Genomic DNA, 22,011 nt, shown 5'->3' on the forward strand with positions numbered 1-22,011 from the left:
CACCGTCGCTAGTCGTTCTCTGGAACGGAAGATATGAGCAGCACAGTCACTCGCACTCGCCTCGTCATCGCAGCCGCGGCCGCCGGCGTGGTCGTCCTCGCAGGGTGCTCGTCGTCCGACTCGTCGTCCGACAACGCGTCCGCCACCTCCTGTGAGCCCTCCAAGGGCAAGGTCACCCTGCAGTACTGGAACACCGTCAACGGCATGGACAAAGTCGTCGACCTGTGGAACAAGGAACACCCCGACATCCAGGTCGAGTCGAAGAACATCTCCAACGACCAGTACGGCGCGATCGGCAACGCCCTCAAGGCAGGTACGGCGCCGGACCTCGCCCAGGTCGGCTACGACCAGCTGCCCACCCTGCGCTCCCAGGACGCCTTCGTGGACGCCTCGGCCTGCAAGACGGCCGCCGACGCCGAGTCGAAGTTCGTGCCGTGGACCTGGTCGCAGGCCAGCTTCGGCGGCGAAGGGGTGTTCGCCCTTCCGCAGGACACGGGCCCGATGGCCATGTACGTACGCACCGACATCTTCAAGAAGTACAACGTCCCGATTCCGACGACCTGGGACGAGTACACCACCGCCGCGGAGAAGCTGCACAAGGCGGACCCGAAGCTCACCATGACGTTCTTCGACCCGAACAACGCCGAATGGTTCAACGGGCTCCTCTGGCAGAACAACGCGAACATGTACAGCTACTCCGGCGACAAGTGGCACGTCACCGTGGAGTCGGACAAGAGCAAGCAGGTCGCCGACTACTGGCAGAAGCTGATCGACGACAAGCTCGTGCGCACCGACCTCGCCAACGGGTCGACGCAGATGTTCGCCGCCTACCAGAACGACCAGATGGCCACGCAGATCGGGGCGGCCTGGGGCTACACGGGGATGCGCGACAACCTGCCCGACCAGGCCGGCAAGTGGTCGATCGTCCCGATGCCGACCTGGGGTGCGGACGGCAACTCCGGTGACTGGGGCGGCTCGACCGTCGCGTTCATGAAGGGCGGCAAGCACCTCTACGAGGCGGCCGAGTTCAACACGTGGCTGAACACCGACCCCGAGGCGCTCGCGATGGCGAACGAGCTGGGCGGCCTGTACCCGGCGTCCACCGACGGTCTGAACCTGCCGGCGCTGTCCAAGGGCGTGCCGTACTACAACAACGAGAAGATCTTCGACGTCTTCGCCGAGTCGTCCAAGAAGGTCGACACCGACTTCAGCTGGGGTCCCACCCAGAAGACGGTGAACCTGGCACTGCAGGACGCGATGTCCAAGGCGGTGGCCGGTGACGGCAAGTTGACCGACGCGCTCGCGGCCGCCCAGGCCTCCGCGCTGAAGTCGATGGACGACCTGGCGATCCCCGCCACGGCGGGTAAGTGACCGAGGAATGACCGACATCGCCACCCGCCCCACCGACGCGGTGTCACCACCGCCCCGGGGCCGCCGCCGTCCGCGTCTGGACGTCGGCGGCCCCCGGGCCGGCACCATCGTCGCGTTCCTGACGCCCTTCTTCCTGCCGTTCGTCCTCTTCTACCTGGTGCCCATCGGCTACGCGCTGTGGCAGAGCTTCCGGGTGGTGCGCCGCTCCGGCGGGCAGTACGGCACCTCGTACACGACGTTCGGCGGCTTCGAGCAGTACGTCGAGGTGTTCCAGAACCACGAGTTCTGGGCCAGCATCGGCCGTATCGGCCTGTTCGGCATCGTGCAGGTGCCCATCATGCTGTTCACCGCGCTGGTCATGGCCCTGCTCCTCGACACCCACCTGCTGAAGCTCAAGGGGTTCTTCCGCACCGCCGCGTTCATGCCGTACGCGGTGCCCGGCGTCATCGCCGCGATCATGTGGTCGTATCTCTACTCGCCGCAACTCAGCCCGATCGTCGACCTGTTGAACGACATCGGTCTGAAGCCGGACTTCCTCGGCCCGGGTGCCGTGCTGTGGTCGGCGGCGAACATCTCGACCTGGCTGTGGACCGGCTACAACATGCTGATCATGTTCTCGGCGCTGCAGTCCATCCCGCAGGAACTCTACGAGGCCGCGAGGATCGACGGGGCCACCAACTGGGCCATCGCCTGGCGCATCAAGGTCCCGATCATCGCCCCGTCCATCGTCATGACCACGGTGTTCTCGATCATCGGCACACTCCAGCTGTACTCCGAGCCGGCCGTGCTGCGCCAGATCTCCTCGAACATCTCCAGCACGTTCACCCCGAACATGCTGGCGTACACCGTGGCCGTCGGGAACAACTACCAGCAGGCCGCCGCCATTTCGGTGGTCGTCGCCGTCATCACGTTCGTCTTGAGCTTCGGGTTCATGCGACTGACCTCCAAGAGGGCGGGACTGTGAACAAGCAACCCCGTGTCCAGGAAAGCCGCGTGAGCCGTACGGCCGTCATGGCTCTGATGCTCGTGCTGGCGATCTACTTCATGCTGCCGCTGTACTTCCTGATCGTCGCGGCGACCAAACCACAGGGCGATCTCGCCTCCACCAGCGGGCTGACGTTCTCGAACTTCCAGCTGTTCGAGAACCTGCACACCCTGTTCACCTTCAACGACGGCATCTTCGCCCGATGGATCCTCAACACGGTCGTCTACGCGGTGCTGGGCGCGGCCGTGGGCACCCTGATCTCGGCGCTGTGCGGCTACGCGCTCGCCAAGTTCCGCTTCCGCGGCCGGGAGTTCCTGTTCTCGGTGATTCTCGGCGGTGTGCTGGTTCCCAGCACCGCGCTGGCGCTGCCGCTGTTCCTGCTGTTCTCCGAAGTCGGACTCGTCAACACCTACTGGGCGGTCTTCCTGCCCAGTATCGTCAGCCCGTTCGGCGTCTATCTCGCGAGGATCTTCGCGAACGCCGCCGTGCCACAGGAACTCATCGAGTCCGCGCGCCTCGACGGTGCCGGCGAGTTCCGCACGTTCTTCTCGGTCTCGTTCAGGCTGATGTCCCCGGCGCTGGTGACCATCTTCCTGTTCCAGTTCGTCGGCATCTGGAACAACTTCTTCCTCCCGATGGTGATGCTCCAGAAGGAGGAGCTCTTCCCGATCACGCTCGGTCTCTTCACCTGGAACGGGCAGACCGCCCGCACCCCGCTCCTCCAGGAGTCCGTGATCATGGGCTCACTGGTGTCGATCGTGCCCGTGATCATCCTGTTCATCGTTCTCCAGCGGTTCTGGCGCACCGGGCTCGCCGCCGGCTCCCTGAAGTGACCGCTCCCGCCCCCCACTCCGTACAGAAGGTCCGCCCCCGCCATGCCCAACTCCGCTGTATTCGTCCCCCACTTCCACTGGGACCGGGAGTGGTACGAGCCCTTCCAGGTCTTCCGGCACCGGCTCGTGACCGCCCTCGACACCGTGCTGGAGACGCTTGAGGCGAACCCGGACTTCCGGTTCACCGTCGACGGTCAGATGGCCGCGGTCGAGGACTACCTGGAGATGCGTCCGGAGAACCGCGAGCGGGTCGTGGCCCTGGTCCGCGAGGGCCGGCTCGCGATCGGACCGTGGCTGATCCTGCTCGACGAGTTCCTGTGCTCCGGCGAGACCATCGTGCGCAATCTCCAGATGGGGTGGGCGGCGGCGGAGCGGCTCGGCGGCTCCATGACCATCGGCTATCTGCCGGACATGTTCGGCCACGTCGCGCAGATGCCGCAGATCCTGGCACGCGCCGGGATCGAGCACGCGGCGCTGTGGCGCGGGGTGCCCGGCTCGGTCGAGGGGCACGCCTTCCGCTGGCGCGCACCGGACGGCTCCGAGGTGCGCACCGAGTTCCTCTTCGACGGCTACGACAATGGCCTGGACGTCCTCCTGGTGCCGGACCAGATCGGCCGCGCGCTCGGTGAGTACGCGGAGATGACAGCCGAGCGGTGGGGCGGCGATCCGGTGCTGGCCATGGCGGGCACTGACCACAACGCGCCCGACCCGCAGCTGGCGGCCTGGCTGCGCAAGGCGTCCGGTGTGGAGCTGCCGATCAGCGTCGCGACGCTCGACGAGTACATCCGGGGGCATGTACGCGACGAGGTGACCTCCGTCGTCACCGGTGAGCTGCGCAGCCATGTGCGGGGCAACATCCTGCCGGGCGTGCTGTCCGTGCGGCTCGGGCTCAAGCAGCGGATGGCCGTCGCGGAGCGCACCGTCGACCACGCCGAGCGAGTGAACGCGCTGTGGTCGCGACGCGACGACTCGGCCTTCCTCTCCCTCGCCTGGCACAAGATCATCGAGTCCACCGCGCACGACTCGGTGGTCGGTTCGGGCACCGACGAGACCTGCGACCAGGTCGCGGCGCGGCTCGCCGAGGCGGCGCAGACCGCCCGTGCCGTGCGGGACGCGGCGCTCGCCGAGCCCGCCGCACGGGTGCCGAGCGACGCCTACCTGGTGGCCAACCCGCTGCCGTCGCCGCGAACGGCGCTGGTCGAGGTCGATGTCCTGGCCCCGGCTGCCGGGACCGCGCTCGTCGCCACCGGCGCCGACGGGTCGGCGCATCCCGTGCAGCTGATCTCCGAGGACCCGACCGTGCTCAGCGACGAGCGCATGGACGCCTCGCAGCTCGAACGCGTACTACGCCGTATCCACCGTCGGGAGCTGTTCGGACTGCTCATCGACCGCTACGAACTGACGCCGGGCTCACTGGTGTTCCATCTCGCCGAGGTGCCGGCCGGCGGGCCGTTCGACCTGCTGATCCTGCGTCGCGAGGTCGCCGCCGCGGCTGCCGCGCATCCGGGCGAGTGGCAGGTGCGGACGCTGGCCGAGGCGCGGGCGACCGCGCTGGTGCCGGTGCACGTGCCCGCCTCCGGGCTGACCGCTCTCCGGGTCACGACGGCCGACCGGAACACCACCCCGGCGCCACGGCTCACACCGGCCACGGCCACCGTGTCTCCGTCGGCGGACGCACTGTCGAACGGTTTGGTCGAGGTGGTGGTGGCCGACGACGGCACGCTGGTCGTGACCGGCGCGGACGGCACAGTCCTGTCGGGGGTGGGCCGCCTGGTCGACGGCGGTGACCGCGGCGACAGCTACAACTACGCTCCCCCGGCCCGGGACACGCTGGTGTCGGAGCCGGCCCAGGTCACCGTCGAACTCGTCGAGAGCGGGCCGCTGCGTGCCCGGCTGCGCGTCACCCGCGTCTACGAGTGGCCCGACGCGCTCGCCGCCGACCGTGACGCGCGCGGCCGTACCACCGTCCCGACGCCGGTGGAGATGCTGGTGGAGCTGCGCACGGGTGAGCCGTTCGTACGGATCTCCACCGCCTTCCTCAACCGGTCCGCCGACCACCGGCTGCGCTTCCACGTGCCGCTGCCCCGGCCCGTCACCCTGTCCGCCTCCGCCGGACAGTTCGCCGTCACCGAACGTGGACTCACGGCGGAGGGCGGCTGGGGCGAGTACCCGCTCCCCACCTTCCCGGCGAGCACCTTCGTGTCGGCAGGGCCGGCCACCGTCCTCCTCGACCACTCCAGCGAGTACGAACTCGTCGACGACGGCTCGGCGCTGGCCCTCACGCTGCTGCGCGCGATCGGCTCGATCAGCGTCAACATCCACCCCTTGCGCGACGAGCCCGCGGCGAGCGAGATCCCCGCCCCGGGCGCACAGGACCTCGGCATGCGCATCGAGAACCGGCTCGCCGTCCTGCCCTCGGCCACCGGCTGGCAGGGAGCGGACGCGGTCGCCCTCGCCGAGGAGTTCCGGGGCGACGTACTCGTCACGCGGGGTACCGCACCCGCCGGGGGCACCCTGCCGGCCGACGTGAGCGGCGTCCGGGTCGACGGCAAGGACGTGTCCGTGTCCAGCATCCGCCGGGTCCCCGCCGACGGGGACGCGCACGGAGCCGGGAACGGGCACGGTGCCGGGGACGGGCACGGTGCCGGGGACGGGCACGGTGCCGGGGACGGCATCGAGGTCCGGCTTGTCGCGCTGAGCGACACCGGATCGACCGCCCGTCTGACGGGTGACTTCACGGAGGCCACCACGGTCGACCTGCTCGGCCGGCCGCTCTCCACCACACCGGCGCAGGACAGCCTCGAACTCGCCCTCTCGCCCTGGGAGATCCGCACGGTCGTGCTGAGGCAGCACCCCACGGCCCCCACGAACCGACCGTGACCGACACCCACGCCCGCCACCGGCCGTACGAACCGGCCGTCACCGACCCCCACGCCCGCCACCAGCCGTACGAACGGGCCGTCACCGACCTCCACGCCCGCCACCGCAGGGGCGACGTCCACCGAGCCCCCACGAAGAAAGACGTGACCTCTTGCTCTCCGAGCTCTCCGCGTATGTTTCGGACCCGGCACCTGCGCGCGGCGCACTGCGCCCGGCGCGCTCGTGGCTGCACACCGACGCCCCGTCCCTCTCCCTCAACGGGCCTTGGCGCTTCCGGCTGTCCCCCACGGCGTCGGTCGCAGCGGACTTCGTAGCGGACGACTTCTCCGACGACGGCTGGGGGACCCTGGCGGTGCCCGCGCACTGGGTGCTGGAGGGGGACGGCGCCTACGGCAGGCCCATCTACACGAACATCCAGTTCCCGTTCCCGATCGATCCGCCCCATGTCCCCGACGAGAACCCCACGGGCGACTACCGCCGCCACTTCGACCTTCCCGACGGCTGGTCGGACGCCGAACGGATTGTGCTGCGGTTCGACGGGGTCGAGTCACTCTTCACGGTGTGGGTCAACGGCGTGGAGACCGGCGGCGCCAGCGGTAGCCGGCTCGCCCACGAGTTCGATGTGACGGACGCGGTGCGTCCGGGTGACAACGTAGTCGCGGTGCGGGTGCACCAGTGGTCCGCGGCCAGCTATGTCGAGGACCAGGACCAGTGGTGGCTGCCGGGAATCTTCCGCGACGTCACCCTTCTCGCCCGCCCGGCCGGCGGCATCGAGGACGTCTGGCTCAGGACCGGTTACGCCGCCGGGCAGGGCCGGATCGACCCGGAGGTCACCGCCGACGCGTCGGCCTTTCCCGTCACCCTGCGGATCCCCGAGCTCGGCGTCGAGCAGGTCTGGGCGACGGCGGCCGAGGTTGCCCCGCTGGACGTGGCCGGGGTGGAGCCCTGGTCGGCGGAGGCGCCACGCCTGTACGAGGCCACGGTCTCCTCGGCGGCGGAGAGCATCACCATGCGGGTGGGTTTCCGCACGGTCGAGATCCGCGGCGACCAGTTCCTGGTCAACGGCCGCCGGGTGGTCTTCCACGGAGTCAACCGTCACGAGGCGCACCCCCGGCGCGGCCGGGTCTTTGACGAGCAGCATGCGCGCGAAGACCTCGCCCGGATGAAGCGGTTCAACGTGAACGCCATCCGCACCAGCCACTACCCACCTCACCCGCGCCTCCTCGACCTCGCCGACGAACTCGGGTTCTGGGTCGTCCTGGAGTGCGACCTGGAGACCCACGGCTTCGACAAGATCGGCTGGGTCGGCAACCCGAGCGACGACCCGGCGTGGCGCCCGGCCTACCTCGACCGCATCCAGCGGACCGTCGAACGGGACAAGAACCATCCCAGCGTCGTCATCTGGTCGCTCGGTAACGAGGCCGGCACCGGCGCCAACCTCGCCGCGATGTCGGCATGGGTCCACACCCGGGACGCCGAACGGCCGGTGCACTACGAGGGCGACCACACGGGCGACTACACCGACATCTACTCGCTCATGTACCCGACGATCCCGGAGACCGAGCGGGTCGGCACCGACGACGCCTCGTCCACCCTCCTGGACTGCACCCCCGCCCAGAGCGCCCGCCAGCGCGGCAAACCGTTCCTGCTGTGCGAGTACGCCCATGCGATGGGCAACGGGCCGGGCGCGTTCGACCAGTACGAGGCGCTCGTGCATGAGTATCCGCGGCTGCACGGCGGCTTCGTCTGGGAGTGGCGGGATCACGGCATTCTGGCGACGGCCCCGGACGGCACGCCGTACTACGCCTATGGCGGCGACTTCGGCGAAGTCGTGCACGACAGCAACTTCGTGATGGACGGCATGCTGTTGAGCAACGACGTCCCCACGCCCAGCCTCCACGAGTTCAAAGCGGTCGTGCAGCCGCTCCGCTTCGTCTTCGACGGCGAGAAGGCCGCGATCACGAACCTGCGGCACTCGGCCGACACGTCGGATCTGCGGTTCTGCTGGCGGGTCGAGCACGACGGCGTGTCCGTGGACTCGGGCGAGCTTGACGTCCCCGTGGTCGCGGCAGGCGAGTCGGCCCGGGTGACGCTGCCTCGGGTCACGGTGTCCCCGGACGCCGAGACCTGGCTCACGATCGACGCGGTGCTGGCGACCGGCACCGCATGGGCCGCTCAGGGGCATGTCGTCGCGACCGCGCAGCACGACCACTCCGTCCGCCGCCCGGTCCCCCGCGCCCGTCCGCGCGCCGACTGGCGGCCCGGCGACGGCACCCTCACCCTCGGCATCGCCGAGTTCACCGGCGGGTCACTCACCCGTCTCGCCGGCCGCGCCGTGACCGGACCGCGCCTGGAACTCTTCCGCGCCCCGACCGACAACGACGAGGCCCCGGGAGACCGCCTCGAAGGCAGCGACGACAGTGTCGCCGGGGTGTCCAATGCCGACCTGTGGCGCCGCGACGGCCTGGACCGGCTCACCACGCGCCAGGTCACCGTCGAGCACGCGGCGCACGCCCTGCGCACGGTCACCAAGGTCTCCGCCGCGCACTCCGCCCAGTACGTGACGGTGGAGACCATCTGGTCGGTAGAGGAGGACGAACTCGAACTACGCGTCGAGATCGAACCGTCGCGCGGCTGGCGGACGGTCTGGCCGAGGATCGGTGTGCACTTCGGCCTGCCCGACGGCACTGCCCCCGTCGACGGCGCGGAGTGGTTCGGGCTGGGTCCGTTCGAGTCCTACCCCGACAGCCTCCACGCCGCACGCACCGGACTCTTCACCGCGCCGGTCGGCGAACTCTCGGTCGACTACGCGCGCCCCCAGGAGACCGGCCACCGCTCGCGGCTGCGGCACCTGACGCTGACCAGCAACACGGAGCAGGTGGTGCGCATGACCGCCCTGCCCGACACCCAGGGCCGGCGTCCCGGCTTCACCCTCAGCCGCCACACCCCTCAGCAGATCGCCCAGGCCCGGCACCCCTTCGAGCTCCCGGCATCGACAACCAGTCACCTCATCATCGACGCGGCCCAGCACGGCCTCGGCTCCCGCGCCTGCGGCCCCGACGTATGGCCGGAGTTCGCGCTGCGCCCGGAGGCGCGCACGATCAGGCTCCGGATAGCGGGAGGCCGAACCATGACGTGAGGTCGAACCATGGCGTGAGGTCGAACCATGGCGTAGGCCCGCCCGTTCGGCGCCAGGGCCCCTGTGCGGGGCAGCGGGGCACGGATGCGCAATCGCGCAGGTCCGTGCCCGCCTTCCGGACAGCGTGACGGGCCATTCCTTGCGACCCGGCCAGCGCATCTCAGGCCGGACGAGCGCGGCCGAGAACCCAGCGCACAGGTCACCGAGTACGGCGGTCGGCGGCCGGCGGGAACAGGTGCCCGATTCGTTCGCTAAAGGTCGCCATGAGGCCCGCGAGAGCCTCGGCGATCCGCGAGGCCGTGGCGCGGGCGTCACGAACTGGCCGGTCCACGCCGACGGCGTACGTGCACGCATGGCGAAGCCTTCTGACCAGCAGGCCGGCCGGACCGCCCCCCTTCTGCAGTCCGGCTGTACCGCGGACCCGGCAGTTCTGCGCACTGACGTGGAAGCCGACCGTGCCGGGGTACGCGCCCCCTCCCCGACGGAAGACGGTCAGGCCTTGCGTCCCACGCCTCCGAACATGGCCACCTCGGCGGGCAGCTCGGCCTCGCCGTCGTCCGGGCGCCAGCGATTGCAGGAGACCACGCCTGGATCGAGGAGCTCCAGCCCGTCGAAGAACCCGGTGACGGCAGCCGGGGTGCGCTGGGTCAGCTTTGGCGTGCCGTGCTCGTTCCAGAAGGCCACCGCGGCGTCGACGTCCGGCATGTCCGGCCGGGTGATGGTGTGCGAGAGGACGAGGTGGCTGCCTGCGGGCAGCGCGTCCATCAGACTCCGCACGGTCGCGTACGCCTCTTCGTCATCATCGATGAAGATGACGACGCCGAGCAGCACCAACGCCACCGGCTCACTGAAGTCCAGAGTGCGGGCCGCCTGCTCCAGGATCGCGTCGACGTTACGCAAGTCATCGTCGAGGTAATCAGTGCGTCCTTCCGGCGTACTGGTCAGCAGTGCCCCGGCGTGGGCCAGCACGATGGGGTCGTTGTCGACATAGACGATGCGGGACTCCGGCGCGACACGCTGGGCGACCTCGTGCGTGTTGTCAGCGGTAGGCAGACCGGTGCCGATGTCCAGGAACTGCCGTATCCCGCAGTCGTCAGCGAGGTACCGTACGGCGCGCCCGAGGAACAGCCGGTCTGCGAGGGCGTAGTCGCCGATACCCGGGTGCAACTGGCGTATCTGGTCCCCAGCTTCCTGATCGACCTCGTAGTTGTCCTTGCCGCCCAGCCAGTAGTTCCAGATCCGGGCCGTGTGCGGCTGGTCGGTCTTGATTCGCTTGCGCGCCTCGATCGACGCGGCGGGGATCTCAGTCACGGGATGTCCTCCAGATCAAGCCGATAATTGGTCAAGGAGCAACCTAGCCGCATGACTTGGGGACAGCGACTCCCTCCGGCGAGCGGGCCGGATGACGAAGAGGGCGGTGCGACTCCTGCCCATGACCGGCACGCCCCACCCGACATACGACTCGAGCAACCCGCGCACAAGGACGGGACACCGCGGAACATCCCGATCGCCTTCGCCTGGAACGGCAAGGAGGTCGTGATGTGCACGTCGAAGAACGCCCCCAAGCTGGCTTCGCTCCGTCAGAACCCTGCCGTCGCCATCACCGTCGACACCGAGGTGCACCCGCCCAAGATCCTGCTCGTCCGCGGCACTGTCGAACTCGACGAGGTGGACGGCATTCCCGAGGAGTACCTCGAGATGAACGGCTCCTACGAGATGACGGCCGAGCAACGGGTCGAGTGGGAGGCCGAGGTCCACTCCCTCTACGACGGCATGGTCCGCATCGTGATGACGCCGACGTGGACAAAACTGATCGACTTCGAGACGACCTTGCCCAGCGCCGTCGAGGAACTCGTCCAGCAGCGTGCGGAACGTCAGCAGCAGAGTGGCAACAGCGCGCGATCCGACGAGCCAGGGACGTTGAAGGCATGACCATGCCGCGCATGGAGCGAGCCGCCCGCCGTCAACCGAGAGGTCACACCACCGGTAGGGGCGCCGGTGCGCGTGGCTCGCCTTGTGGGCGAGATCCGAGTTGGCATATGAAGCCGCACTGCCACACGCTGGAGCCATGGCAGGGGCGCCGATAGTCGTGCACAGGCCGCTCGAAACGGGCGGTCGGCCGGTCGTCGTGCGCAGTGAGATCGTCGGCCTGGCCCACTCCGACCACGACGTCGTGGAGTTCCTGCGCCGCGCCGGTCTGGCGTTCGGTGAGGACGTGCTCGACGATCCGGTGTGGGTGGAATGGAAAGGCGGTGGGGCACACGACTACGAGACTGCCTGACAGGTGACCGTTCCCGCCCGGAGATCCGGGGAACGGCATGCCGGGAACGGCATCCGAGGCAGGCCGTGGTCATGGCTGATCGTTCGGCAGGAGGGCACCGGCACCGGTCAGCGGCGGCGCAGCATTATTCCGAGCGACGGCGCAGCATTATTCCGGGCGGGGGCCCGCCGACTGCAGATCCCTCTGGCCCTCACCGTGTTTCTCGTCATGCGCGGCAAGGAGGGACAGCAGCTCCGCCACCGCGAGCCCCCGGTCGGCGGGATGCCGCAGCAAGGTGCCGTCCTCGATGCGATACGCGTTCGAGCGCCCTTGACGGGTGTGGGTGAGATAGCCGTCCGCCTCCAGATCCGAAACGATCTTCTGGACAGCGCGCTCGGTCAGCCTGCAACGCGCCGCGATGTCACGGATGCGGGTGCTGGGATCGTCGGCGATCGCGGCCAGCACGCGCGCGTGGTTCGTGAGAAACGTCCAGCCACTGTGTGATTCGGGTACTCCGCGCATGACCCCATGATAGGACATTGGATTTACGCATCCAAAAGGACGAACTTTGTTTCCTGCATCGCTTGACGTGTGAGGGGCGGCGGGCTGAGGCTGGAGGAGGCACACAAGCACGGGATGCCAATGGAGTGGACGCCATGCCTGAACACACACTCACCGCCCAGCTCAAGGTGGCTGACGAGGTCCACTCAGCGCCGCCAGACCATTCGGCGAGCGGTCACCAGGGGCCGCTGCTGGGGATCGAGGCACACCCCGCGGGCGACTGGACCCTCGTCGTGGTGTCCGGCGCGATCGACATCGTCACGGAGCAGGCACTGCACAACGGTCTGCGCCAAGCCCTTGCCCGCTCGGCACGCGGCATCGACCTCGATCTGAGCGGCGTCGACTTCTGCGACTGCTCCGGACTCAACGTCCTGCTGCACCTCCGAAGGCGCGCCCTGGACGAAGGCAAGACCATCGCCATCCAGGCGACCAGCACCGCAGTGCGCCGACTTTTCTCGGTCACCGGCACGCTGTCCCTGTTCGCGGTAGCGGGTGAAGCCGACGAGGCCGGTCGGACCCGGGACACACATTCCGGATCGGCACACCGCACAGGGGGCGACACAACCTCGCTCGGCGAAGCGAACCAGGATCTGCGGATCGAACTGGTTCAGCTGCGGCGGGCCCTGCAGACGCGGCCCGTCATCGACCTGGCCCGTGGAGTTCTCATGGCCTCTTTCGGCCTGAGTGCTGAGGACGCCTGGAAGGTCCTTGTCTCGGTGTCCCAGCACACCAACACCAAGCTTCACCACGTGGCCGACAACCTCGTCAACGCCGTCACCGGTGACGCACTCGCGGAATCGTTCCAGTCGCAGGTCTCCGACTCGGTCACCACGCTCCGGACAGCGCCGTCGGTGCCGGCAACTTCCTGCGTCAGGGAAGGCGTCAGGGAAGGTTGAACCGGCTCTCAGTCCTCGCCCCGGATGATGTTGCTCTCCTGATCGGGGCTCTCCAGTTCAGTACTTTCGGCACGCTGTGGGTTCGGGGTGCCGGATAGCGCGACCGGACCGTCGCCGGTCCTACGGCTCTCATGCGTCGGTTGGATGTCTGTGCCGGTGCCGGATTCCATGAGGGAGGCACCTCCTGATGTCTACGGCCGGTCGTTCGAGTACCCGGCACGGCCTGTTCAAACGAACGAGGGTCCGGCGGCCTCGACGACCGGCGTGCCCACGGCCGGTCCAGCCCTCTGGATGAGGGTCCCTCCCGCGGGTAGTCGCTTGTCATGACTGTCTATGGACTGCACGCCTCGCACGAACAGGTCCCGCCCGCGGACCTGCTGGACGCCGTGGTGCACGCGGAACGCGCAGGCTTCACCGCCGCCATGTGCTCGGACCACTTCTCACCGTGGAGCGTCCGCCAGGGCGAGTCCGGGTTCGCCTGGTCGTGGCTCGGCGCCGCCCTCCAGGCCACCGGTCAGCTGCCGTTCGGCGTGGTGAACGCGCCCGGCCAGCGTTACCACCCCGCGATCGTCGCCCAGGCGGTCGCCAGTCTCACCGCCATGTATCCGGCAAGGTTCTGGGTGGCGCTCGGCAGCGGCGAGGCCTCCAACGAGCACATCACAGGAACGGGCTGGCCCCGCAAGGACATCCGCTCCGCGCGGCTGCGCGAGTGCGTCGATGTCATCCGAGCACTGCTACGAGGGGAGGAGGTCAGCCACGACGGGCTGGTGACCGTGGACCGAGCTCGACTGTGGACGCTGCCGTCCGAGATACCGCCGCTGATCGGAGCTGCGTGCAGCACGGCGACCGCGGCTTGGTGCGCCCAATGGGCGGACGGCCTGATCACGGTCAACGCTCCGAGTGAACAGCTGCGAGAAATCGTGGACGCCTACCGTGACGCAGGCGGCCGTGGACCGCTGCACCTCCAGGTGCACCTCAGCTGGGCGCCCCGGGAGGACGAGGCCGTTGCGCTGGCTCACGACCAATGGCGCACCAACGTGCACGCGCCCCCGGCCAGTTGGGACGTGGACTCCGCGGAAGTGTTCGACATTGTCAGTGAGCACGTCACCCCCGAGCAGGTGGCGCACTCGGTCAACGTCTCGTCCGACCTGGGCAGGCACACCGCCTGGCTGCAGGAGTATGCCGAACTGGGCTTCGACGCGGTGATGCTGCATCACGTGGGCCGCGAACAGAGCCCGTTCATCGATGCCTTCGGGGCCGAGGTACTGCCGCGACTCGACGTCACCCGCCCGCTGCCCGCCACGGAGAAGGAGTACCGATGCGTCTGACCCGTACGTCCGACCTGTGGTGGAAGAACGCGGTGGTGTACTGCCTGGACGTCGAGACCTACCAGGACGGAAACGGCGACGGGGTCGGCGACTTCCGGGGTCTCACGCAGCGCGTCGACCATCTGGAGCGTCTCGGCGTGACCTGCGTGTGGCTGATGCCGTTCTATCCGACCCGGGAGCGCGACGACGGGTACGACATCACGGACTTCTACAGTGTCGACCCCAGGCTGGGCACCCTCGGTGAGTTCACCGAGTTCGTCCGCACCTGCCGGGACCGCGGCATCCGTGTGATCGCGGACCTCGTCGTCAACCACACCTCCACGGAGCACCCCTGGTTCAAGGACGCCCGCTCCGGCCGGGATTCAGCCCACCGTGACTGGTACGTCTGGGAGGACGAGCCCCCCGAGGACGGTCCCCAGGGTGTGGTCTTCCCCGATGCGGAGAACAGCCTGTGGGAGTACGACAAGGGCAGCGGCCAGTACTACCTGCACCGCTTCTACAAGCAACAGCCCGACCTCAACGTCGCCAACCCCGAGGTCCGCGACGAGATAGCCCGCGTCATGGGGTTCTGGACACAGCTCGGACTGTCCGGTTTCCGGGTCGACGCCGTGCCCTTCCTCCTGGAGACCGACGGTCAGGCCGACGCCGGAGCGCTGCCGGATCCGCACGAGTACCTCGCCGACCTGCGCGCCTTCCTCGGACGCCGTAACGGCGAGGCTGTACTGCTCGGCGAGGTCAACCTGCCCTACGACGACACCGCCCGTTTTTTCGGCGACCCCGCCTCGGGCCGCGGCGACGAGCTCACCATGTGCTTCGACTTCATCGCGATGCAGCAGATGTACCTGTCGATGGCACGCGAGGACGCCGGGCCGCTGGCCGCCGCGTTACGGGACCGCCCCACCGCCCCGCGCGACGCCCACTGGGCCACGTTCGTGCGCAACCACGACGAGCTCACTCTCGACAAGCTGAGCCAGGCCGAACGGGCCGAAGTGTTCGCTGCCTTCGGCCCGGACAAGAACATGCAGCTCTACGACCGGGGGCTGCGCCGCAGGCTGCCTCCCATGGTCGGGGGCGACCGGCGCCGCGTCGAACTCGCCTACAGCCTGCTGTTCACCCTGCCGGGTACCCCCGTGCTCTTCTACGGCGAGGAGGTCGGCATGGGGGAGAACCTGGTCGCCGAGGGACGCCAGGCCGTACGAACTCCTATGCAGTGGACCCCGGAGGCGGGCGCCGGCTTCTCCGATGCCCGTCCGGACGCCTTCCCCAACCCGCTGGCGGACGGCGCGTTCGGACCCCAGAAGGTCAACGTGTACGAGCAGAGTCGCGACCCGGGCTCGCTGTTGAGCCGCATTCGGCTGTTCATCGAGCGCTACAGGGAGGCCCCCGAGCTGGCCTGGGGCGACTACCGCCTCCTGGACACCGGGGAGCGAGCGGCCTTGGCGCACATCGCTTCCACCACCGACGGGACCGTTCTGGCGGTACACAATTTCGCGGCCGGGCCGCTCACCGTACGGCTGCGGCTGCCCGAGACCGAGGCCGGCGGGCGGCTCATGGATCTGCTCGACGAAGGGCACGCCGGTCTCACAGTGTCCGCCGACGGCCTGCTCCGCGTCGAACTGCCCGCCTACGGGTACCGGTGGCTGCGCGTCGGCACCCCGGCGGACGACCCCGCAAGGACTGTTGCCTCCGGCTGACACCGCGTCCGCCGGAAGCCTCCGACTTCGCAAAAACCCGTTGGCGGATCCGCGGCGACCACTGCTACTTTTCCGGGGGCCGTGCGAGAGAACGAGGAGGTGGTACCCGTGAACACAGTATCGACATGGGTGCTTCCCTCTGGGGTCACGGTCGGGCGATAGGTCGTCCGGGAGCGCCGTTCACGAGCACTCCCGAAAGGCACGACCATGCAGTTCACTTCCGAACACCGCCTCGACGACGGCGTCCTCGAACGCGAATTCAACCTCGGCGAGATCCCCGGCACCTTGTGGACTCCTGAGTCCCCCACGCCGGCCCCGCTGATTCTGATGGCCCCCAACAACGGCCTGCCCAAGGGGGCATCCCGGCTGGTGGCCCGGGCCCGGCACTCCGCAGCGCACGGCTACGCGGTGGCCTCCATCGACGCCCCGGGTTGCGGTGACCGGCCCCGTTCCGCCGCCGACGAGCGGGCCCGCGCCGACATCCGCCGGGCGATACAGGCCGGTGAGCCGGTCGATGAGATCTTCGAGTCCTTCATCGGCCCGCTGGTCGAAAAAGCGGTCCCGGAATGGCGGAACGCCCTGGACGCCCTCCTTTCGCTGCCCGAGATCTGCGGCCCGGTCGGGTACTCGGGGTGGACCGCCGTCGGCATTCGGCTCGCGGTCGCCGAGCCGCGCATCGCGGCCGCAGGTTTCTTCGCCGGGGGGTACGTACCCCGCGCCCAACGCGAGGAGGCCCGCCAGGTCACCATTCCGCTGCTGTTCCTGCTGCAGTGGGACGACGAAGGGAACCCACGGCAGCGTGCCCTGGACCTGTTCGACGCCTTCGGCACCAAGGAGAAGACGCTGCACGCCAATCTGGGCGGGCACACCGGCACACCGTGGTTCGAGGTGGAGGACGGGGGCCGGTTCTTCGGACGGCACCTGAAGTGAAGCCGGGCCGTCAGGCCGACAGCAGACGCTGAGCGACGACGGCCAGGTCGCCGCTCGTCGAGGACAGGCCCCGGCCCGACTCGATGAGCGGCAATCGCCAGATGCACAACCGCCCCGGTCGAAGCGGTACCGGCCACCATCGGTACCGCCGGCCGTGGCGGCGCTCGGCCACCAGCGCCGCCATCATCTGTAGGGCGCAACATGCAGAACCCCGCCGAATTCCCCTCCGAGCGCTGATCACAGGCCGTAGTGACTGCTACGCAGGGCTGCTTGAACTCTCGTCGCAGCGTCCACGGCGGAGAGCCTGAAGCACTGTCAGTGGTGGGTGGCAGCATCTGTTGTATGACGGACACCAAGGCATTCGACTGGCGCTCCTTCCTGCTTACGTGGAGCGGGGAGTGGGCGGATTCCCTGCCGGAAGGCGAGACGCTGCGCGCGGACGACGAGGCAGCGCGACGGGCGCGCTGGCTGGGTTTCCCACCGGCCTCCCAGAAGCGGATCGCAGCCATGGAGGAGCGCCTCGGTCGACGGATACCCCCGTCGTACCGGGAGTTCCTCAAGGTCAGTGACGGGTGGCGGAACGCGGGTGGGTTCGTGTGGCTGCTGGCGGGGACCAAGGACGCGCACTGGCACAACAACGAGTCAGGACTCGCGGAGATGATGGAGGAGTACTTGGACGAGGACGCCGGGCCCGAACAGTGGCGGGAGGCGGACCTCTGGCGCCGCGGGCTGCAACTGGACGTCGAGTCCGACGCCACGCACGTCCTCATGGATCCCGACGACGTGGACGAGGACGGCGAGTTGGCCGTCTACACGTGGGCGAGTTGGCGGGCCGCGCCACCCGCACGGCACGCGAACTTCCTTGAGTTCATGCGGAACATGCACCGGGAGTTCCACAGCCTGCGGGCGCACCGGAGCGACGGAGAGTTGGTCTTCGCCAACGACACGACGCGAAAGCTGGACGCCCTGGTGGAGGAGTCCGGGCGGGAGGCGCTGCGCGGCAACTGGGAACAGGCCGTCAAGACGCTGGACGAGGCCAAGGGGTACGGCAGACCGCGGGCCGCCGGTCTGGGCGACCAGATACGCCGCCTGCTCGGACAGACCTACATGGTGTACTTCGACGGATTGGTGACAGACCCGCAGTACGCTCCCGAACTGCTGCCACCGCTGGTTGCCGAGCACGCGGCGCACTCATACCGGGACGACTCCACGCTGAAGTTCCAGCTCCGGGGCGCCGACGACAACCTCCTGTCACTGGCTTACGCAACGCTGGATCGTGTGCGGAACGGCACGTACCGGTACACGGCGTCCGGGCCGTTCGGGGAAGCGGTCGAGCGGGCGCGGGAGTTGGCGCGCTGGGGAGACACCGATGAAGCATGGCGGACTCTGATCAGCAGTGTTCCTTTGTGGGAGCCGCTGGGACCGGACCACCTGGCGCCGCTGGGGTGGGTGGCCGACCCCCTGCTCGGACCGCTGCTGACTCCGGATCGGGGCCGCGAGTTGCTGTCCACTCCAAGGGGCGGGCAGGCCGGGGAGGCACCGGCGCCGACGGCTGAGCTCGACTCGGGCGACCTGACATGGCTCGCGGAGCCGGACCCGGGCAACAACCGCACGTCCTACCGGTTCGTCCTGGTGGAAAGTGTGGAACCGGAGGAGTTGCCCGGACGGCTCGGGGACGTTGACGGCACCGTGCTGAACGAACCCATCACCTGCTGGGAGTCGCGCCGCAGGTCGATGCACAACCAACGGGAGTTCTCGTCCTACGACGACAGGGCTCTCATGGCGGTCGGCCGGGCCGGCACCGGTTGGAGCTTCGCTTTCGACGGTGATCCCGCCCCGTTCGACCAGCGACGTTTGGCCTCCCCAGCCGCGGCCGCCAGTGCGGGCACCCGCGCTGTGGTGGTGTGGAGCGGTCTGAGGGCATGGCACGGGGAACCGTTCTTCCACCTGTCGGTGGCGCGAGACGGCGTCGAGCAGTACGCATTCACCTATGCGGACGGCGAGGTCCGGACAAGCGGGGAGTTACCGCGAGCGCTGGATCCGAGCCGGTTCTTCGGTGATCCGGAGGAAGGTGCCGATGCGGAACGCTCGCTACTGGAAGCGGTGGCCCGGGAATTCGGTGTGACTCTGCCGCGTCATGCCATCGTGCACGGGCGGCTGCACACGTTCACCACCCGTTCCTGGACGCGGCCGCCGAGGAACGGCGAGACCTACACGGTGATCCGCATGCACTAGGCAGTCGTACGCCCCCCGGCGGACAGCTTCCGGATGGGAGCGGACGGGAACGGACGGGAACGGACGGGCAAGTTGAGCCCGACTCTGCACGTGGTGTCGGTGACGTCCAACGTGTGCGTGGGGCAGACTCACCTCGGCTCCGGCGGCGACACCATCAACTCGACACGGCTGGCGGCCGGCCTGCAGCGGTCCGCGGCGGGTGAGCGGACCCGCCGCGGACCTCATGCTCAGCAGGTGAGGTTCGTGCCCGGGGCGGTGTGCATGACGTGGATGAACTCAAGGTAGAGGTCCACCCGGTGCTGCATCTGGTCGGGCCGGCCGCCGTTGCACTCGGTGGAGCCGTTGAGGCTCCAGATCGTCTGTCCGAAGCCGTGACCGCCAGTGATCGCGTCGTGCCCGGTCATCGTCCCGGGGCCGGTCTGGGTGTTCCAGTACCACAACGCGGTCATCCAGGCCACGGCCGGATCCGTCTCCACCAGCCAGGGGTTGTTGAGGAGGTCCAGGCCCAGCGCGTCTCCTGCGGCTTTGTAGTTGAAGTTCCAGCTCAGCATGATCGCCCCTCGCCCGTAGTAGGCGGAGGTCCCGGCCGGACATCCGTAGGGCTGGGTGGCGTCGCAGAAGATCGGGTAGGTCTCCTCGTTCTGCGCCCGCACATAGAAAAGACCGCCGGTCTCGTGGCTTATGTTGGCGAGGAAGGCTGCGGCCTCCTGTTTGCGGACGGTCCCGCTGCCGGTGCGGGCGAAGGCGGGGTACGCCTCGGTGGCTTCGAGCAGCCCGTCGTAGGTGTAGAAGGTATTCCGGTCCGGGAACATACGCTCGAACTGCGCTTCGCTCACCACGAATCGGGAGCTGTGCCCGGCGGGGGCGGAGGCCTGTGCGGGGGGAATGGTGGCCGTGAAGAGCAGTCCGCACAACGCGGCCAGGGCGGCCGCCAACATGGTCCTGCTCCTTGATCTGAGCACTGGTCATCTCTCCTTGGAGTCACGGGAGTTCGCCGCGATGGGGGGTGATCGACTGACACGGCTACCCCTTCCCAGCGCCAGGCCGTCCTAGGCGCGCTTTCCTGAGGCGGTCGTTGCCGTCGTCCCCGTAGAACACAGCGGCATTGGTGCCATCGAGGACGTCGTTGCCCCTGCCGCCGTGGATCAAGGTGTATGCGGAGCCGGTGACCATCGCGGTGTCGTTGCCGTCACCGAGGTCGACGTCGTAGTCGTAGTCGTCCGAGTCGTCGGAGCCCAGCGGGATGGCTGGCCCAACGGCCGTAACACCCCATGAAGGCATACGACTTGGCAACCGCCCAGACGCCGGCCTCGCCCCGGCTCCAGCCACTCATCGCAGGGTCGAGCGGAGGTACGTCGGGGCGGCTCGGGAGACCCCGGGCCGGACCGAGCGAGCGCACCGCCCGAGCCGCCGCCGCGCTGTCGAGGGGATGACGGGCGGGATCGACCTCGTCGCAGACCATGTCGCGAGGCCACAGTTCGGAAACACCGCGCAAGCCTCCGTACCCATGCCACAGCCGGGCAAGTGGATTTCCGCGGCGCTCGAAAGAGGGGACCTGCCGGGCGCGTCGGCACGCGGCGGTGTCCTCAGCCCGTCGCCTCCGCCCGGTAGGGGCGGAAGAACTCACGCAGTTCCTCCGCGTAGAGCTCGGGCTCCTCGAACGGTGCGAAGTGCCCGCCGCGCGCGGGCTCCGTCACGCGTACGACGTTCGTCGTGCGCTCCAGCCACGCCCGCGGCGGGCGGACGATGTCGCTGCGGAAGAGCGAGAACCCGGACGGCACCTCGAGCCGCCGGGCGAGCTGGGCGGGCGGGATCACGGAGTTCGCGTGGTACATGCGCATCGACGAGCCGATCGTCCCCGTGAGCCAGTAGAGCGTGACGTTCGTCAGGATCTCGTCCTTCGTGAAGCTCCGTTCGATGTCACCGTCGCAGTCGCTCCACGCCCGGAGCTTCTCGACGATCCACGCGGCGAGACCGGCCGGCGAGTCGGTGAGCCCGACGGCGGCGGTCTGGGGCCTCGTGCGGTGCATGGCACCGTAGGCACCCTCGCTCGCACCCCAGGCCGCGGTGTCCTCGAACCAGGCGCGCTCCTCGGGCGTGAGATCGGCCGGGTCGCCGGCGAGGGCGGGCCAGCCGGCGTCCGTGCGGTGGACGGCCACGACGCGATCGGGGTGGTCGAGCGCGAGGTAGCGGCTCACCTGGCTGCCGATGTCCCCGCCGGCCGCGCCGAACCGCGCGTAGCCGAGGACGCCCATGAGCTCGGCCCACAGGCCGGCGACGGCGATCGAGTCGAGCGGCGGGCCGGTCGGGCAGTCGGAGTACCCGTAGCCCGGCATGTCGGGCACGACCACATCGAACGCGTCGGAGGGGTCGGCGCCGTGCGCGCCTGGATCGGTCAGGAGCGGGATGACCTTCGAGTAACGCCAGAACGAGTCCGGCCACCCGTGACTGAGGACCAGCGGCAGGACGGGGCCGGTCGGCGCGACGGCCCGGGCGTGCACGAAGTGGATCCCCAGGCCGCCGAGCCGGGCGCGGAAGTGGGGAAGCCCGGCGAGCGCCGCCTCCTGCGCCGGCCAGTCGAATCCGTCCGCCCAATAGGCGACGAGCTCACGAAGGTAGGCGGTGTCGGCTCCGAGCGACCACCCGGCGTCCTCCGGGATATCCGGCCAGCGTGTCGCGCGCAGCCGCGCGCGGAGGTCCTCCAGGGCCGCGGGCCCGGTCTGCAGGGTGAACGGCTCCAGGCGAGGCGATACGTCCGACATGACACATATGCTAGCGCGGCGGAGCCAGCCTCCGTCGCGGGGCCCAGAGGAGTACGACTGGCTCGTCTCGACGGCCGTCCGGACGACTGGCTCTTCTCGACGGCCGTCCGCCTGGACTGTGCGGACTGATTGACCGA

At 68.9% G+C, this 22,011-nt stretch carries 17 protein-coding genes; 12 read left to right on the forward strand and 5 right to left on the reverse strand.

Features of this window, described 5'->3' with window-relative positions; genetic code table 11:
* Positions 1 to 33 precede the first annotated feature (33 nt).
* The 5 genes from ACFYPC_RS27550 to ACFYPC_RS27570 all read left to right on the forward strand — a co-directional run bounded on the left by ACFYPC_RS27550 (position 34) and on the right by ACFYPC_RS27570 (position 9,208).
* Positions 34 to 1,371, forward strand: a complete 1,338-nt coding sequence (locus ACFYPC_RS27550) for an ABC transporter substrate-binding protein (RefSeq protein WP_388681378.1) — start codon at positions 34 to 36, stop codon at positions 1,369 to 1,371.
* Between the two features lie 7 nt (positions 1,372 to 1,378).
* Positions 1,379 to 2,335, forward strand: a complete 957-nt coding sequence (locus ACFYPC_RS27555; RefSeq protein ID WP_388681381.1) for a carbohydrate ABC transporter permease — start codon at positions 1,379 to 1,381, stop codon at positions 2,333 to 2,335.
* A gap of 47 nt (positions 2,336 to 2,382) precedes the next feature.
* Positions 2,383 to 3,189 carry a carbohydrate ABC transporter permease gene (locus tag ACFYPC_RS27560; RefSeq protein ID WP_388681762.1) on the forward strand — a complete coding sequence of 269 codons (807 nt, stop codon included), beginning with the start codon at positions 2,383 to 2,385 and terminating at the stop codon, positions 3,187 to 3,189.
* Between the two features lie 42 nt (positions 3,190 to 3,231).
* Positions 3,232 to 6,069 carry a glycosyl hydrolase-related protein gene (locus ACFYPC_RS27565; protein ID WP_388681384.1) on the forward strand — a complete coding sequence of 946 codons (2,838 nt, stop codon included), beginning with the start codon at positions 3,232 to 3,234 and terminating at the stop codon, positions 6,067 to 6,069.
* A gap of 151 nt (positions 6,070 to 6,220) precedes the next feature.
* The gene (locus tag ACFYPC_RS27570) at positions 6,221 to 9,208 is read left to right on the forward strand and encodes a glycoside hydrolase family 2 TIM barrel-domain containing protein (RefSeq protein WP_388681385.1); all 2,988 of its coding nucleotides are present in this window, start codon (positions 6,221 to 6,223) and stop codon (positions 9,206 to 9,208) included.
* 492 nt (positions 9,209 to 9,700) lie between these two features.
* Here the strand turns inward: ACFYPC_RS27570 and ACFYPC_RS27575 are convergent, their stop codons facing one another.
* The gene (locus tag ACFYPC_RS27575; protein ID WP_388681387.1) at positions 9,701 to 10,519 is read right to left on the reverse strand and encodes an SAM-dependent methyltransferase; all 819 of its coding nucleotides are present in this window, start codon (positions 10,517 to 10,519) and stop codon (positions 9,701 to 9,703) included.
* 51 nt (positions 10,520 to 10,570) lie between these two features.
* Here ACFYPC_RS27575 and ACFYPC_RS27580 point away from each other — a divergent pair, with 51 nt between their 5' ends.
* Both ACFYPC_RS27580 and ACFYPC_RS27585 read left to right on the forward strand, forming a co-directional pair.
* Entirely contained in the window at positions 10,571 to 11,140 is a 570-nt protein-coding gene (locus ACFYPC_RS27580) for a pyridoxamine 5'-phosphate oxidase family protein (RefSeq protein ID WP_388681390.1), read from the forward strand.
* A 136-nt stretch (positions 11,141 to 11,276) separates the two neighbouring features.
* Positions 11,277 to 11,489 carry a hypothetical protein gene (locus ACFYPC_RS27585; protein WP_388681393.1) on the forward strand — a complete coding sequence of 71 codons (213 nt, stop codon included), beginning with the start codon at positions 11,277 to 11,279 and terminating at the stop codon, positions 11,487 to 11,489.
* A 147-nt stretch (positions 11,490 to 11,636) separates the two neighbouring features.
* Here the strand turns inward: ACFYPC_RS27585 and ACFYPC_RS27590 are convergent, their stop codons facing one another.
* Complete coding sequence (locus ACFYPC_RS27590; protein WP_388681395.1) at positions 11,637 to 11,990, reverse strand: helix-turn-helix transcriptional regulator; 354 nt, start codon at positions 11,988 to 11,990, stop codon at positions 11,637 to 11,639.
* Between the two features lie 134 nt (positions 11,991 to 12,124).
* Between ACFYPC_RS27590 and ACFYPC_RS27595 the strand changes: the two genes are divergently transcribed.
* From ACFYPC_RS27595 to ACFYPC_RS27615, 5 genes are all read left to right on the forward strand, one after another.
* On the forward strand, positions 12,125 to 12,925 hold the full coding sequence (locus ACFYPC_RS27595) for an anti-sigma factor antagonist (RefSeq protein WP_388681398.1): 801 nt from the start codon (positions 12,125 to 12,127) through the stop codon (positions 12,923 to 12,925).
* Between the two features lie 323 nt (positions 12,926 to 13,248).
* The gene (locus ACFYPC_RS27600) at positions 13,249 to 14,253 is read left to right on the forward strand and encodes a TIGR03885 family FMN-dependent LLM class oxidoreductase (RefSeq protein WP_388681400.1); all 1,005 of its coding nucleotides are present in this window, start codon (positions 13,249 to 13,251) and stop codon (positions 14,251 to 14,253) included.
* Entirely contained in the window at positions 14,244 to 15,947 is a 1,704-nt protein-coding gene (locus ACFYPC_RS27605; protein WP_388681402.1) for an alpha-amylase family protein, read from the forward strand. The genes ACFYPC_RS27600 and ACFYPC_RS27605 overlap by 10 nt, the downstream gene beginning before the upstream one ends.
* Before the next feature lie 207 nt (positions 15,948 to 16,154).
* Positions 16,155 to 16,877 (forward strand): dienelactone hydrolase family protein, encoded by a 723-nt coding sequence (locus ACFYPC_RS27610; RefSeq protein WP_388681404.1) that lies wholly within the window; start codon positions 16,155 to 16,157, stop codon positions 16,875 to 16,877.
* A 342-nt stretch (positions 16,878 to 17,219) separates the two neighbouring features.
* Positions 17,220 to 19,112, forward strand: a complete 1,893-nt coding sequence (locus ACFYPC_RS27615) for an SMI1/KNR4 family protein (RefSeq protein WP_388681406.1) — start codon at positions 17,220 to 17,222, stop codon at positions 19,110 to 19,112.
* Between the two features lie 227 nt (positions 19,113 to 19,339).
* On the opposite strand, the gene ACFYPC_RS27620 is transcribed toward ACFYPC_RS27615, so the two are convergent.
* The 3 genes from ACFYPC_RS27620 to ACFYPC_RS27630 form a co-directional block, all read right to left on the reverse strand.
* Complete coding sequence (locus tag ACFYPC_RS27620) at positions 19,340 to 20,050, reverse strand: chitinase (RefSeq protein WP_388681408.1); 711 nt, start codon at positions 20,048 to 20,050, stop codon at positions 19,340 to 19,342.
* Positions 20,051 to 20,135: 85 nt separating this feature from the next.
* Complete coding sequence (locus ACFYPC_RS27625) at positions 20,136 to 20,393, reverse strand: hypothetical protein (RefSeq protein ID WP_388681411.1); 258 nt, start codon at positions 20,391 to 20,393, stop codon at positions 20,136 to 20,138.
* A 305-nt stretch (positions 20,394 to 20,698) separates the two neighbouring features.
* A complete protein-coding gene (locus ACFYPC_RS27630; protein ID WP_388681414.1) occupies positions 20,699 to 21,874 on the reverse strand; it encodes an epoxide hydrolase family protein in 1,176 nt (391 codons plus the stop codon).
* Between the last annotated feature and the right edge of the window lie 137 nt (positions 21,875 to 22,011).

Origin of the sequence: Streptomyces sp. NPDC005808 (assembly GCF_042871385.1) — a bacterium.
In the GTDB taxonomy this organism is placed as follows: Bacteria; Actinomycetota; Actinomycetes; order Streptomycetales; family Streptomycetaceae; genus Streptomyces.

Excerpts from the sequence above, each read along its gene's own strand:
- ACFYPC_RS27550 (WP_388681378.1), top strand. The coding sequence starts at position 34 with ATGAGCAGCACAGTCACTCGCACTCGCCTCGTCATCGCAGCCGCGGCC.
- ACFYPC_RS27555 (WP_388681381.1), top strand. The coding sequence starts at position 1,379 with ATGACCGACATCGCCACCCGCCCCACCGACGCGGTGTCACCACCGCCC.
- ACFYPC_RS27560 (WP_388681762.1), top strand. The coding sequence starts at position 2,383 with ATGGCTCTGATGCTCGTGCTGGCGATCTACTTCATGCTGCCGCTGTAC.
- ACFYPC_RS27565 (WP_388681384.1), top strand. The coding sequence starts at position 3,232 with ATGCCCAACTCCGCTGTATTCGTCCCCCACTTCCACTGGGACCGGGAG.
- ACFYPC_RS27580 (WP_388681390.1), top strand. The coding sequence starts at position 10,571 with ATGACTTGGGGACAGCGACTCCCTCCGGCGAGCGGGCCGGATGACGAA.
- ACFYPC_RS27585 (WP_388681393.1), top strand. The coding sequence starts at position 11,277 with ATGGCAGGGGCGCCGATAGTCGTGCACAGGCCGCTCGAAACGGGCGGT.
- ACFYPC_RS27590 (WP_388681395.1), bottom strand. The coding sequence starts at position 11,990 with ATGCGCGGAGTACCCGAATCACACAGTGGCTGGACGTTTCTCACGAAC.
- ACFYPC_RS27595 (WP_388681398.1), top strand. The coding sequence starts at position 12,125 with ATGCCTGAACACACACTCACCGCCCAGCTCAAGGTGGCTGACGAGGTC.
- ACFYPC_RS27600 (WP_388681400.1), top strand. The coding sequence starts at position 13,249 with ATGACTGTCTATGGACTGCACGCCTCGCACGAACAGGTCCCGCCCGCG.
- ACFYPC_RS27605 (WP_388681402.1), top strand. The coding sequence starts at position 14,244 with ATGCGTCTGACCCGTACGTCCGACCTGTGGTGGAAGAACGCGGTGGTG.
- ACFYPC_RS27610 (WP_388681404.1), top strand. The coding sequence starts at position 16,155 with ATGCAGTTCACTTCCGAACACCGCCTCGACGACGGCGTCCTCGAACGC.
- ACFYPC_RS27615 (WP_388681406.1), top strand. The coding sequence starts at position 17,220 with ATGACGGACACCAAGGCATTCGACTGGCGCTCCTTCCTGCTTACGTGG.
- ACFYPC_RS27620 (WP_388681408.1), bottom strand. The coding sequence starts at position 20,050 with ATGTTGGCGGCCGCCCTGGCCGCGTTGTGCGGACTGCTCTTCACGGCC.
- ACFYPC_RS27625 (WP_388681411.1), bottom strand. The coding sequence starts at position 20,393 with ATGCCTTCATGGGGTGTTACGGCCGTTGGGCCAGCCATCCCGCTGGGC.
- ACFYPC_RS27630 (WP_388681414.1), bottom strand. The coding sequence starts at position 21,874 with ATGTCGGACGTATCGCCTCGCCTGGAGCCGTTCACCCTGCAGACCGGG.